The following is a 12738-nucleotide window of genomic DNA, read 5'->3' as shown; positions in this document are numbered from 1 at the left end:
TCCTTCTCGATCCGCCCCACCCCGAAATAGTGGCTCTCCGGGTGGGCGAAGTAGAGGCCCGAGACCGCCGCCGTCGGATACATGGCGTAGCTCTCGGTGAGCTCCAGCCCGGTCGCGGCCTCGGCGTCCAGCAGCCGGAACAGCGTCCCCTTCTCGGTGTGGTCGGGCTGGGCGGGATAGCCGGGCGCCGGGCGGATGCCGCGGTACTGCTCGGCGATCAGGACGTCGATGTCGAAGGCCTCGTCGGGCGCATAGCCCCAGAGCTCGGTGCGCACCTTCCTGTGCAGCGCCTCCGCGAAGGCCTCGGCCAGGCGGTCGGCCAGGGCCGCGGCCATGATCGCCGAATAGTCGTCGCCCTTGTCCTTGAAGGCCTTGGCGATCTCGGCCTCGCCGTGGCCGGCGGTGACCGCAAAGCCGCCCACCCAGTCGGGCCGCGTCCCCACCGGCGCCACGAAGTCGGCCAGCGCGACGTTGGCCCGGCCGCCGTCGGCCTGCGACTTGTCCTTGGCCATCTGCTGGCGAAGCGTGTGGAAGCGGGCGAGCTCGGTTTCGCGGCTTTCGTCCGTATAGAGAACGATGTCGTCGCCGTCGGCGTTGGCCGGCCAGAAGCCGACCACGCCGCGCGCCTCGAACCACCGCTCGCCGATGATCCGCTGCAGCATGGCTTGCGCGTCGGCGAACAGGCTGACGGCGGCCTCGCCGACCACGTCGTCCTCCAGGATCTGGGGATAGCGGCCGATCAGCTCCCAGCTGGCGAAGAACGGCGACCAGTCGATGTGCCGAGCGAGGTCGGCGAGGTCGTAGGCGGCGAACGTCCGTGTGCCGATGAAACTCGGCTTCGGCGGGTCGTAGGTCGTCCAGTCGGGCGTGAACGCGTTGTCGCGCGCCTCAGCCAGGCTCGCCCGCGCGCGCTTGTCCTGCCCCCGCGCGAACTGCTCGCGAACCCGGACGTACTCCGCCTTGGTCTCGGCCTGCAGCCGGTCCTTCTCGGTGGCCGAGAGCAGCCCTGAGACCACCCCCACCGCCCGGCTGGCGTCCAGGACGTAGGTCGTCTGGCCGCCCTTGTACTTCGGCTCGATCTTCACCGCCGTATGGGTCTTCGACGTGGTGGCGCCGCCGATCAGCAGCGGGATCTTGAAGCCGCGGCGCTCCATCTCGCCCGCCACATAGGCCATCTCGTCCAGCGAGGGCGTGATCAGGCCGGAGAGGCCGACGATGTCGACCTTCTGGGCCACGGCCTCGTCGAGGATGCGGTCGGCCGGGACCATGACGCCTAAGTCGATCACTTCGTAGTTGTTGAACTGCAGGACCACGCCCACGATGTTCTTGCCGATGTCGTGCACATCGCCCTTGACGGTGGCCATCAGGATGCGGCCGGCGTGCTGGCGCGGCTTGCCCTCCTTCTCCTTCTCCATGAACGGCATCAGGTAGGCGACCGCCTGCTTCATCACGCGGGCCGACTTCACCACCTGCGGCAGGAACATCTTGCCCGAGCCGAACAGGTCGCCGACCACGTTCATGCCGTCCATCAAGGGGCCCTCGATGACGTGCAGCGGCCGTTCGGCGAGGCTCCGAGCCTCCTCGGTGTCGGCCTCGATGAAGTCGGTCAGGCCGTGCACCAGGGCGTGCGTCAGCCGCTGGCGCACGTCGCCCTCGCGCCAGGCCAGGTCCGGCCCCTTGGCCTCGCTCTTGCCGCCCTTGTACTTGGGCGCCAGCTCGACCAGCCGTTCGGTGTTGGAGATGTTCGTGCGCTGCGGGCGGTTGAGGATCACGTCCTCGACGGCCTCGCGCAGCTCCTGCGGGATGTCGTCATAGACCGGCAGCTCGCCGGCGTTGACGATGCCCATATCCATGCCGGCTTCGATGGCGTGATAGAGGAACACCGAGTGGATCGCGCGCCGCACCGGCTCGTTGCCGCGGAATGAGAAGCTGACGTTGGAGACGCCGCCCGAGATCCGCGCATGGGGTAGCGTCTGCTTGATCCGCTTGGTCGCCTCGATGAAGTCGACCGCATAGTTGTTGTGCTCGTCGATCCCCGTCGCCACCGCGAAGATGTTGGGGTCGAAGATGATGTCTTCCGCCGGGAACCCCACCTGCTCGGTCAGGAGCCGGTAAGCCCGCGTGCAGATCTCGACCTTGCGGTCCGCCGTATCGGCCTGCCCCACCTCGTCGAAGGCCATCACGACGATCGCCGCGCCATAGCGCAGGCACGCCTTGGCCTGCTCGACGAACTTCGCCTCGCCCTCCTTCATGGAGATCGAGTTGACGATCGCCTTGCCCTGCACGCAGCGCAGCCCCGCCTCGATCACCTCCCACTTCGAGCTATCGATCATCACCGGCACGCGGGCGATGTCCGGCTCGGCCGCGATCAGGTTCAGGAAGGTGACCATCACCGCCTGCGAATCCAGCAGGCCGGCGTCCATGTTCACATCCAGCACCTGGGCGCCGGCGTCCACCTGCTGCCGCGCGACGGAGAGCGCCTCGGAATACTCCCCGGCCTCGATCAGTTTCCTGAACTTGGCCGAGCCGGTGACATTGGTCCGCTCGCCGACGTTGATGAAGAGGGGTCGCATTCAAATCCGCTCACTGACCACTTCAACCCTTCTCCCCTTGTGGGAGAAGGTGTCGTGCGAATGCACGACGGATGAGGGGTCTCTCAAGTCTATCCAATTGATTCCCTGGGCCGCGGCGGAGAGGTCTCACGACCCCTCATCCGGCCCCGCTCCGCGCGGCCACCTTCTCCCGCAAGGGGAGAAGGAAGGCCTAGGCAAGCTCGAACGGCTCCAGCCCTGCCAGTCGCATCGCCGTCGGCCGCTCCGGGATCGGCCGCGGAGCCAAACCCCGCACCGCCTCTGCGACATGCCGGATGTGGTCCGGCGTCGTCCCGCAGCAGCCGCCCAGGATGTTGACGATCCCCTGCTCGGCCCAGTCGTGCAGCATGTGGCCGGTCTCGTCCGGCGTCTCGTCGTACTCGCCGAAGGCGTTGGGCAGGCCGGCGTTCGGATAGGCCGAAACCAGGGTGTCGGCGATGCGCGACAGCTCGGCGATGTGCGGCCGCATCAGCTCGGCGCCCAGCGCGCAGTTCAGGCCCACCGCGAACGGCTTGGCGTGGCGCACGGAGTTCCAGAACGCCTCCACCGTCTGGCCCGACAGCGTGCGGCCGGAGCGGTCGGTGATGGTGCCCGAGATCCAGATCGGCAGCGGCTCGTAGCCCTCGTCCTGCAGATCGAGGATCGCCTTGATCGCGGCCTTGCAGTTCAGGGTGTCGGTGATGGTCTCGATCAAAAAGAGGTCGACGCCGCCGTCGTGCAGCGCGCGCACCTGTTCCGAATAGGCCTGGTAGACCTGCTCGAAATTGACCTTCCGCGCGCCCGGATCGTTCACGTCCGAGCTCATCGACAGCATCACCGGCAGCGGACCGATGGAGCCCGCCACGAACCGGGGCTTGTGCGGCTCGGTTTCGGTCCAGCGGTCGGCGACCCCGCGGGCGATCCGCGCGCCTTCGAGGTTGATGTCGCGCACGGCGGCTTCCTGCGCGTATTCGCCCTGGCCGATGGAGGTGGCCGAGAAGGTGTTGGTCTCGCTGATGTCGGCGCCGGCGGCGAAGTATGCGTCGTGCAGCTCGCCCACGATATCGGGCCGGGTCAGACACAGGATGTCGTTGTTGCCCTTCATTTGGCCGGCGTGGGCCTTGAACCGCTCGCCGCGGTAGTCCGCCTCGCTCAGGCCGCGCTTCTGGAACATCACGCCCCAGGACCCGTCCAGGATCAGCACGCGCTGCTTGGCGGCGGCCTTCAGGGCTGCGATGCGCTCTTGCCGGGTCATGCGGCGGCCTCCTTCCGGGGTTCGGGTTCGCGCACGCCCAGCACGCGGCAGATCGCATAGGTAAGGTCTGCGCGGTTGAGCGTGTAGAAATGGAAGTCGGAAAAGCCCTCTTCGGCCAGCCGGGCGCAAGTCTCGGTCGCAACCGAGCACGCCAGCAACCTGCGCGTGTCCGGGTCCTTGTCCAGGCCGTCGAACAGGTTTTCGAGCCAGGCCGGCAGCCGGATGCCGATCGGCCCGGCCATCTTTTTCAGGCCCTTAAAATTTGTCACGGGCATGATCCCGGGGCATATTGGGATCGTGACCCCGGCTTTCCGGACGCGATCCATAAAGCGCAAGAAGCCGTCGAGATCGAAGAAGAACTGGGTGATGGCGCGCGTCGCGCCGGCGTCGATCTTGGCCTTCAGGACGTCGATATCGTGCTCGATCGAGGGGCTCTCGGGATGCACGTGCGGATAGAGGCCGACGCTCACCTCGAACGGCCCGATCGCGCGGATGCCGGCCGTCAGTTCGGTCGCATTGCAGTACCCGTCAGGCCGGGGCGTATAGGTCCCACCGATCTGGCCGGGCGGGTCGCCGCGCAGGGCCACGATGTGGCGGATGCCGGCGTCCCAGTAGTCCTGGATCACCTCGTCCACCTCGCCGCGGCTGGCCTCGACGCAGGTCAGGTGCGCCGCTGGCCGAAGGGTGGTCTCCTTCAGCATGCGGATGACCGTGCGGTGCGTCCGGTCGCGCGTGGAGCCGCCGGCGCCATAGGTCACCGAGACGAAGCTGGGGTTCAGCGGCTCGAGCCGGCGGATCGCTTCCCACAGCGTCTCCTCAGCCTCGAGCGTCTTGGGCGGGGAGAACTCGAAGGAGACGCTGGGCTTCGGCGCGTCGCCACCGGCGCGCGCGATGGGGCCCAGGGCCTGGTCACCGAAGTCGCTCTTCCGGCGTCTCATGCCGCATTCCTCTGGCGCTGGCGGCCGCGCTCGGCGGTCCAGATCTTGACGGTCAGCCCCTCCTTGCGGGCCGGCGGCAGGGCGGTGACCTGCACCTTCTCCAGACCCGCGTCGGCCAGCCAGCGGGCCATCTCCGGCTCCGCGAAGCCCAGGCGGCGGTGCTGGTGCTGCTCGCGCAGGAACTCCAGGCGGTGCGGCGCGAAGTCGGCGATGATCAGCTTGCCGCCGCCGGCGACGATGCGGGCCGCCTCCTTCACCGCCGCGGCGGGGTCGGCCAGGTAATGCAGCACCTGGTGCACCACCACGAGGTCGGCGCTCTCGTCAGGCAGGCGGGTGGAGAAGATGTCGCCGTGGCGCAGTTCGCAGCGCTGCAGGCCGGCCCCGGTCACGCGGTTCCGGGCGATGTTGAGCATCTGTTGCGAAAGGTCGAGGCCGAGCGCGGTCTGCGCGTGCGGGCCCAGCAGGGTCAGCATCCGCCCGGCGCCGGTGCCCAGGTCCACCATCCGCTGGAACGGCCCGGGGCCAGCCGCCTTCAGGATAGCGTCTTCCACGTCGGCGTCGGAGACGTAGAGCGAGCGGATCTCGTCCCAGCGGGCGGCGTTGCGGGCGAAGTATTCGCCGGCGTCGGCGGCCCGCTCAGCCCAGACCGCCGACAGCCGCTCGGCGTCGCGCACCAGCGCCGGGTCGGCCGGATCGGTGCGCGTCAGCACCTCGGCCACCAGGTCGCTGGCCTGCCCGCCCGCGGTCAGCCGGTAGAACACCCAGGCGCCGTCGGGAAACCGCTCCACGAGCCCCGCTTCGGCAAGCAGTTTCAGGTGGCGGGACACCCGCGGCTGGCTCTGATCGAGCACTCGGCACAGCTCCAGGACCGCCAGTTCCTCGCGCGCCAAAAGTGCTAGGATACGCAGGCGCGAGGGCTCCCCCGCGGCGCGCAGCACCTCCACAGCTTGGCTCGCTGAGAGCTTCATGCTGCGCATAAAGATATCTTTATGTCTTTATGTCAAGTCGGCTGGATCGCGCCAGGCTCCCAGAGTTCCACCTTCACGCCCACGGGGTCCATCACCCAGGCGAAGCGGCCATAGACCTCCTCCTGGCGGCCCAGCGGTTCGACGCCTTCGGCCTTGGCCTTGGCCAAGACGCCGTCCAGATCGTCAACGATGTAGTTGACCATGAAAGGCTGCGTGGAGGGGTCGTAGTAGTCGGTCGAAGCTTCGTGGACGCTCCAGTTGGTATGGCCTGTGGCCGGGTGCGGCCAGATCGCCCCGTCCCACTCGTGGAGTTCGAACCCGAGGACACGGGCGTACCAGTCGCGGACCGCCTGCGGGTCCGCCGCCTTGAAGAACACCCCGCCGATGCCCAGCACCTTGGCCATGTCGTTCTCCTTCCCGCTTAGCCCGCCACCGGGCTCGCCAGCGGCTCCCCGGCCAGGAACCGCTGCACATTGTCGATCGCCTGCGCGACCATCAAGGGGATCGCCTCGGTGCTGGACCCGCCGGTGTGAGGCGCGAGTACGGCGCCCGGGACGTCGGCCCAGCGTTCCGCCGGGGTCGGCTCCTGGGCGAAGACGTCCAGCGCCGCGCGCCAGAGCCGTCCGTCCTTCAGCGCCGCCACCAGCGCCGGCTCGTCGATGAGCGAGCCGCGGGCGACGTTGACGATCAGGCCTTGGGGCCCCACGGCTTCGATCACCTCGGCCGAGATCAGGCCGCGGTTCGAGGGATCGGGGCGGGCCGCCACCACCAGGATGTCGCTCGCCTTCGCCAGTTCCAGCACGCTCGCGGCCCGGGGCCAGGGCGCCTCCTTCTCGCGCGGACCCCACCAGCGGACGGAAAGCCGCATCGCCTCCGCGCGCCGCGCCACCGCCGCGCCGATGTGGCCGAGGCCGACCACGCCCAGTGCGCGGCCGCCGAGGCTGGGTTGCGGGTTCAACCGCTCCTCCTGCCGCCAGCGGCCCTCGCGCACCGTGCGGTCGAGCGCCGGCAGATTGCGCCAGGCGGCCAGCATCAGGCCGATGGCATGGTCGGCCACGTCCTCCGCGTTCAGGCCCTCGGCGTGGGAGACCTCGATGCCCCGCCCCCGGCACCAGGGCACGTCCACCCCGTCGTAGCCGACGCTGACGCAGGCGATCAGGCCCAGCGCCGGTAGCGCGCCCAGGAACTCCGGCGTCAGCACGAACTCGCCGGCGTGGACCACGGCCCGCACCCGCGGCCGCTCGTCGTCGGTCAGTTCCCAGGCGCGCGCCGTCGAGAGGCCGCCGCGCTGGAACGCCGGCTCCAACGCCGCCAGCATCGGAACGGAAATCAGCGTTAGCGGCTCGGACATTGTCGCTCCGTTTGGGGGGCCTTCACTCCAGGCCGCCACTCCTATAGCCACGCTGGACGGGGAAGGTCATGCAGCGGATTGTCATTGTCGGCAGAGCGCACGGTTCCTGGCCGACCCGAGCTTGACTTAGAGAACGCCGGTCGGCACAAGCCGGCCCGGTGAGTGGCGCGGCGGCCTAAAAAATACGCGCTCACCTCAGCTCCGCCTGTCGCGACGCGGCCGGCGGCCCAGCGGTCGCGCGACCGCCCTCCAAGCCGTCTGAACCCCTCGATGACCAACAAGACCCCGCCGAGGAGCCCTCTGTGGCGACAAGGTGACTTCCTGCGCCTCTGGGCCGCCCAGACGGTGTCCGACTTCGGCTCGCGGATCACCCGCGAGGGGCTGCCGATGATGGCCGTGCTGGGGCTCGCCGCCTCGCCAGCGCAGCTCGGCCTGCTGTCGGCGCTGGCCAGCGGGCCGGCCTTGCTGGTGGGCCTGACTGCCGGGGACTTCGTGGACCACACCGCGCGCCGGCCGATCCTGATCGCCGCGGATCTGGCGCGCGCGGCGATCCTGATCACCCTGCCGTTGGCGGCGTGGCTGCATGTGCTGAGCATGCTGCAAGTCTATGCCGCCGCCGCCCTGGTGGGCGCGTCGAGCGTGCTGTTCGACATCGCCGACCACGCCTACCTGCCGGGACTCGTGGGAAAGTCCCTGGTCATCGACGCCAACGCCAAGATCAGCGCCACGGAGTCCGTCGCCGAGATGGGCGGGCCGGCGCTCGCGGGCCTGCTCTTCCAATGGCTGACCGCGCCGATCGCCGTGGCGGTGAATGCCGCCACCTACGTCTTGTCCGCCCTGCTGCTAATGCGCATCCGCACGCCGGAGGCGGGCTCCCATGCCGAGACGCGGCGTCGCGGCTGGGTCGACGGCGTGGTCACCGGCGCGAGGACGGCGTGGCGCGAACCCCGGGTTCGGGTCGTGCTGATCATGACCGGCATAGGCCACCTGTTCGGTGGCTTCTTCAGCGCACTCTACATCGCCTTCGTCCTGCGCGACCTTGGACTGGGTCCAGTGCTCCTCGGCCTGGGCATAACGACCGGCGGCGTTGGGGCGCTTACCGGCTCAGTCCTGGCCCAGCCAATGGCCCGGGCCCTGGGCGTCGGTCCGACGATCTGCCTCGCCGGAGCCCTGTCGGCGCTCGGCACCATGATCGTCCTCTTGGCGCCGTCGAACCCTATGGGCGCGATGGCGGCGCTAGCGGTCTCCCAGTTCCTGGGCGACGCCTTCGGCGTGGTCCCCCTGATCCTGGCCGGCAGCCTCTGGCAGAGCGTGCTGCCCCAGGCCGTCCTCGGCCGCGTAGGGGCGACCCTCCGCGCCATCGGCGGCGGTGCGGCCGTGATGGGAGCGCTGGCGGGTGGTGTCCTGGGCCAGGAGCTCGGGCTGCGCCAGACGCTATTCCTGGCGATCGCCGGCCTGCTGCTGGGCCCCCTGATCGGGGCGCTTTCGCCCTTGCGTCAGGTGAAGGAGATGCCTGTCGGGGCCTAGTGGGGCCCTGCGGCGAACTCTTCGATCATCGTGGCGCAGAAGGCCGGCAGGTCATCGGGCTTACGCGAGGTGACCAGGCCATTGTCGACAACCACCTCCTCGTCCACCCACTCGGCGCCCGCATTCTCCAGATCGACTTCCAGCGAGGGCCACGAGGTCATCCGCTTTCCCTCCACCGCCTCGGCGTTGATCAGCGTCCAGGGACCGTGGCAGATCGCGGCGATCGGCTTGCTCGCCTCGAAGAAGGCGCGCACGAACTCGATGGCCTGGGGGACGAGGCGCAACTGATCCGGGTTGATGACGCCGCCCGGCAGGACGATGGCGTCGTAGTCGTCGGCGTCAGCCTGAGCGAGCGTGCGGTCGACCGGAACCATGCGGCCCTTGTCGAAGTGATTGAAGCCCTGGATCTGGCCCCCGTGCGGGGAAACCACCTCAACCTCGGCGCCGGCTTCTTTCAGCGCCTCGACGGGCTTCTCCAGCTCGACCTGCTCGAAGCCGTCGGTAGCGAGAACGGCGACCTTCTTGCCGCGCAACCGGTCGTTAGGCATGGGCTGCTCCTCTTCGGATTTGGGTTTGGAGCCCGGGGAACCGGCCGCGCCCCCGCCCGGTTCCGGCCTATCCGACCTTCGCCATGCAACTTTGCGCGGACTCGTCAGTTGATCTCGGCGCCGCTTAGCGGCGTCCAGAGGGAGACATCCATGAGAACGCTTTTGCTGGCCGCCGGGGCGGCCGCCGTCACTCTGATAGGCGGGTCCGCGCTTGCCGCCGCCCCCCATCACAAGGCCAAGGCCTCCGCTTCGGCCACCGTCGCAGGGCCGAAGCAGCCGATCCCCTATACCCAACTCACCGCCTACCTGAAGGCCTCGCCGGCGCAGCGGGCGCGGAACGATTGGTGGTCCGGCCAGACCATGGCCTCCACCGCCTCCACGGGTTCGACGGCTAACACGGCCGCGACGGCGCCGGCCGCCCCCGCCCCGGACGCCTCCGCTCCGCCTGGCGCGACCACATCGCCGAGCAGCGACACCTCGAGCTCCAGCACGACCCCGCCGTCCGCGACCCCGTCGACCGACGCTCCGTCGAGCGGCCAGGTCAACCCGCCGTCGTCGACCACGCCGAGTACGCCGCCTAGCGCCACGCCGCCAGACGCCCCGCCGCCGAAGTAGGCGCGCGTCAGGCCGAAAAGATCCAACCCGGCGCGAGGGTCGACATCTGCACGCCGACCAGGATCATCTGGTTGCCGGCGCCCATGTCGATCACCGTGTCGGCCCCAACCTGGCCCACGGTGTAGGAGGTCCCCGGATCCAGCATCACCCGGTCGCCCTGGGAGAGATTGAAGTCCAGCACCTTGTCGATGCCGGCGTCCTGGAAGGTGTGGAACAGGTCCGCGCCGGCCCCGCCGGTCTCGGTGTCGTTGCCGCGGTCGCCGGAGATGAAGTCGTCGCCGGCCCCGCCGCTCAGGCTGTCGTCGCCCTGCCCGCCGCGCACCTGGTCATTGCCGTCGCCGCCGTCGAGGGTGTCGTTCCCGAGGTTGCCCCAGACGACGTCACCGCCGGCGTCGCCGAACTGCATGTCGTTGCCTTGGCCGCCCACCACCCAGTCGTCACCGGCGTTGCCGTGCAGGGTATCGTCGCCCTTGTTGCCGTTGATATCGTCGAAGGCCGAGCCGCCGGTGATCGAGTCGTTGCCGTCCTCGCCGCGCAGATAGCTGGTCCCCTCGCCGCCCTGGATCGTGTCGTTGCCGCCACCCGCCATGATGACGTCGTTTCCGGCGCCGCCGCTGAGGCTATTGTTGGCAGCGTTGCCGGTGATGGTGTCTGCGCCCGAGCTGCCGATGGCGTTTTCGATCGTCGTACTGAAGGCGATGCCAAGGTTGTCTTGGCCCGTGTATAAAATCCCCTGGACAATATCGTTGTCGATCTGATCAGATATCTGTTGAGCAAAAGCGGGATATATGCTTGCCCAATAGGCCTTCTGCTCGCCGGCCGTGAAAATATCGATGCTGCTATATGAGCCGGGGGTAAGGTCGATATTGGACGCGCGCGTATGTCCGCTAAGATCTATGGTGTCGATACCGTTTGCGTCGTAGATCGAATTGAAAAACGGCGTCGAGTCCGCGAATTTGTAGACCGTATCCCCGGCGGCAGTATTCGGATTGGCTCCGTAGAGCGACTGTGCGGCCAGGATGTCGAAGACCATCGGCGAGGCGACCACAGCCCGCTCTCCGTGGATCATCAACTGGTTGCGCTGAACCGCGAAGCTCAGGGTCTCCTCGTTGTAGCCGCTGATGTTGTAGGACATCACCGTGTAGAGGACGCTGTCGTACGCCGCCGGCAGCACGTCGGGCCCGTCGAAGGGGTGCTTCAGCCCTAGCGCGTGCCCGATTTCGTGGAGCAGGACCGGAGACGGACTGTCGCCTCCGGCGAGATCCCACCCGACCCGGTAGGTCCAGGCCTTGTCGATCGTGTTCAGCCAGATGTCGCCGGCAGATGGGTTGTTCGCGGGATCTCCGGGAACCGGATAGTAGGTGTAGGCCCCGACCGCGATCAGGCCCCCGTCTCCGCCGGTGTCGGTGAACGCCACCCGGATCTCGCCTGGATTGGTCAGGTCGTTGGTTTCGACGATGGGGGTCGCAATCAACCGCGCCCAGGCCGCTATGGCGTCGCGGAACGCATCGGCCTGGGCCGCGGACAGAACGGAATAGTTGGGTTCGAACGGTTCGTGTCCGTTCGGAAGCGACGCGTCAGGCCCCGGCGGCGCGTAGGTCGGCCACATGCTTCCCGCAACGGGAATGCTGAAAGTGATGGTCGGCGTCGACCAGCGAGCACCCGGAAAAGTCAGATCACCGATGATCTGATCGGTTGACGGCGTCGACATACGCTGGAGCCCCAACCAGGCACGCTACCGAGCGCATCCTAAGGTAGAGGCTGCAGCCCTCGTCAATCCATATTCGCTGGGCTTCTACCGCGTGAATTTCTGGAACTTGATCCGGTGCGGGATCAGGCTGTCGGCGCCGAGCCGGCGCTTCTTGTCCTCTTCGTAGGCTTCGAAGTTGCCCTCGAACCAGTCGACCTGGCTGTCGCCCTCGAAGGCCAGGATGTGGGTGGCCAGCCGGTCGAGGAAGAAGCGGTCGTGGCTGATGACCACGGCGCAGCCGGGGAAGTCCTCGAGCGCCGATTCCAGGGCCCCCAGGGTTTCCACGTCCAGGTCGTTGGTCGGTTCGTCGAGCATCAGGACGTTGCCGCCGGCCGCCAGCGTCTTGGCTAGGTGCACGCGGTTGCGCTCGCCGCCTGACAGCAAGCCAACCTTTTTTTGCTGGTCGGCGCCCTTGAAGTTGAACGAGCCCACGTAGGCCCGGCTGGGGATTTCGCGGCCGCCCACCTTCATGACGTCGAGGCCGCCGGAGATCTCCTCCCAGACATTCTTCTTGGCATCGAGACTGTCGCGGCTCTGGTCGACGTAGGCGAGCTTCACCGTCTCGCCCAGCTTCACCGAGCCCTGGTCCGGCGTTTCCTGGCCGGTGATGATCTTGAACAGCGTCGACTTGCCCGCCCCGTTCGGCCCGATCACGCCGACGATGCCGCCGGGCGGCAATTTGAAGGTCAGGTTCCTGAACAGCAGCTTGTCGCCGTACTCCTTCTCCAGATTGTCCACCTCGATCACCTGCTGGCCGAGGCGCGGGCCGGGCGGGATCTGGATCTGGGCGAAGGTCTGCTTGGCGTTCTCGGCCTCGTTCTGCAGGTCGTGGAACGCCGACAGGCGCGCCTTGGACTTCGTGCGCCGGGCGCTGGGCGACGACCGCACCCAGGCCAGTTCGCGGTCGATCGCGCGCTTCTTGCCGGCTTCCTCGCGCTCTTCCTGGGCGATCCGCTTGGTCTTGGCTTCGAGCCAGGAGGAATAGTTGCCCTCGTGGGGCAGCCCCTTGCCGCGGTCGAGTTCAAGCGTCCACTTCGTCACCTGGTCCAGGAAGTAGCGATCGTGGGTCACCAGGATGATACAGCCCGGGAAGCTCTCCAGGTGGTGCTGCAGCCAGGCCACGCTCTCGGCGTCCAGGTGGTTGGTGGGCTCGTCCAGCAGCATCATGTCGGGCTTCGACAGCAGCAGACGGGCCAGCGCCACGCGCCGCCGCTCG

General features: G+C 68.1%; 11 protein-coding genes. 1 reads left to right on the top strand and 10 read right to left on the bottom strand.

Annotation, left to right across the window (positions count from 1 at the left end):
* The 6 genes from metH to JWP28_RS05715 form a co-directional block, all read right to left on the bottom strand.
* Positions 1-2573: methionine synthase (gene metH / locus JWP28_RS05740; RefSeq protein ID WP_299540961.1), on the bottom strand; the 2573-nt coding region annotated here is incomplete at its 3' end.
* 190 nt (positions 2574-2763) lie between these two features.
* Positions 2764-3825, bottom strand: coding sequence for a homocysteine S-methyltransferase family protein (locus JWP28_RS05735; RefSeq protein WP_299540959.1), 1062 nt, complete (start codon positions 3823-3825; stop codon positions 2764-2766).
* Positions 3822-4763, bottom strand: a complete 942-nt coding sequence (gene metF, locus JWP28_RS05730) for a methylenetetrahydrofolate reductase [NAD(P)H] (RefSeq protein WP_299540956.1) — start codon at positions 4761-4763, stop codon at positions 3822-3824. Before metF ends, JWP28_RS05735 begins: the two co-directional genes overlap by 4 nt.
* Complete coding sequence (locus JWP28_RS05725) at positions 4760-5731, bottom strand: metalloregulator ArsR/SmtB family transcription factor (protein ID WP_299540953.1); 972 nt, start codon at positions 5729-5731, stop codon at positions 4760-4762. The genes metF and JWP28_RS05725 overlap by 4 nt, the downstream gene beginning before the upstream one ends.
* Positions 5732-5763: 32 nt before the next feature.
* Positions 5764-6135 (bottom strand): VOC family protein, encoded by a 372-nt coding sequence (locus JWP28_RS05720; protein ID WP_299540950.1) that lies wholly within the window; start codon positions 6133-6135, stop codon positions 5764-5766.
* 17 nt (positions 6136-6152) lie between these two features.
* Positions 6153-7082 (bottom strand): 2-hydroxyacid dehydrogenase, encoded by a 930-nt coding sequence (locus JWP28_RS05715; protein WP_299540948.1) that lies wholly within the window; start codon positions 7080-7082, stop codon positions 6153-6155.
* 270 nt (positions 7083-7352) lie between these two features.
* Between JWP28_RS05715 and JWP28_RS05710 the strand changes: the two genes are divergently transcribed.
* Entirely contained in the window at positions 7353-8609 is a 1257-nt protein-coding gene (locus JWP28_RS05710) for an MFS transporter (protein WP_299540945.1), read from the top strand.
* Here JWP28_RS05710 and JWP28_RS05705 read toward each other — a convergent pair.
* From JWP28_RS05705 to ettA, 4 genes are all read right to left on the bottom strand, one after another.
* Positions 8606-9157 carry a type 1 glutamine amidotransferase domain-containing protein gene (locus JWP28_RS05705; RefSeq protein ID WP_299540943.1) on the bottom strand — a complete coding sequence of 184 codons (552 nt, stop codon included), beginning with the start codon at positions 9155-9157 and terminating at the stop codon, positions 8606-8608. The two genes, JWP28_RS05710 and JWP28_RS05705, sit on opposite strands and share 4 nt — an antisense overlap.
* 302 nt (positions 9158-9459) lie before the next feature.
* The gene (locus JWP28_RS05700) at positions 9460-9798 is read right to left on the bottom strand and encodes a hypothetical protein (RefSeq protein WP_299540941.1); all 339 of its coding nucleotides are present in this window, start codon (positions 9796-9798) and stop codon (positions 9460-9462) included.
* Positions 9780-11483, bottom strand: a complete 1704-nt coding sequence (locus JWP28_RS05695) for a M10 family metallopeptidase (RefSeq protein ID WP_299540938.1) — start codon at positions 11481-11483, stop codon at positions 9780-9782. Before JWP28_RS05695 ends, JWP28_RS05700 begins: the two co-directional genes overlap by 19 nt.
* A gap of 84 nt (positions 11484-11567) precedes the next feature.
* Positions 11568-12738: energy-dependent translational throttle protein EttA (gene ettA / locus JWP28_RS05690; protein ID WP_299540936.1), on the bottom strand; the 1171-nt coding region annotated here is incomplete at its 5' end.

The sequence above is a fragment of the Phenylobacterium sp. genome, assembly GCF_028290885.1.
Taxonomy (GTDB): Bacteria; Pseudomonadota; Alphaproteobacteria; order Caulobacterales; family Caulobacteraceae; genus Phenylobacterium.
Note: the sequence above shows the minus strand (reverse complement) of the source record. Positions and strands in the feature narration are given on the sequence as shown.

Excerpts from the sequence above, each read along its gene's own strand:
- JWP28_RS05735 (WP_299540959.1), bottom strand. The coding sequence starts at position 3,825 with ATGACCCGGCAAGAGCGCATCGCAGCCCTGAAGGCCGCCGCCAAGCAG.
- metF (WP_299540956.1), bottom strand. The coding sequence starts at position 4,763 with ATGAGACGCCGGAAGAGCGACTTCGGTGACCAGGCCCTGGGCCCCATC.
- JWP28_RS05725 (WP_299540953.1), bottom strand. The coding sequence starts at position 5,731 with ATGAAGCTCTCAGCGAGCCAAGCTGTGGAGGTGCTGCGCGCCGCGGGG.
- JWP28_RS05720 (WP_299540950.1), bottom strand. The coding sequence starts at position 6,135 with ATGGCCAAGGTGCTGGGCATCGGCGGGGTGTTCTTCAAGGCGGCGGAC.
- JWP28_RS05715 (WP_299540948.1), bottom strand. The coding sequence starts at position 7,082 with ATGTCCGAGCCGCTAACGCTGATTTCCGTTCCGATGCTGGCGGCGTTG.
- JWP28_RS05710 (WP_299540945.1), top strand. The coding sequence starts at position 7,353 with ATGACCAACAAGACCCCGCCGAGGAGCCCTCTGTGGCGACAAGGTGAC.
- JWP28_RS05705 (WP_299540943.1), bottom strand. The coding sequence starts at position 9,157 with ATGCCTAACGACCGGTTGCGCGGCAAGAAGGTCGCCGTTCTCGCTACC.
- JWP28_RS05695 (WP_299540938.1), bottom strand. The coding sequence starts at position 11,483 with ATGTCGACGCCGTCAACCGATCAGATCATCGGTGATCTGACTTTTCCG.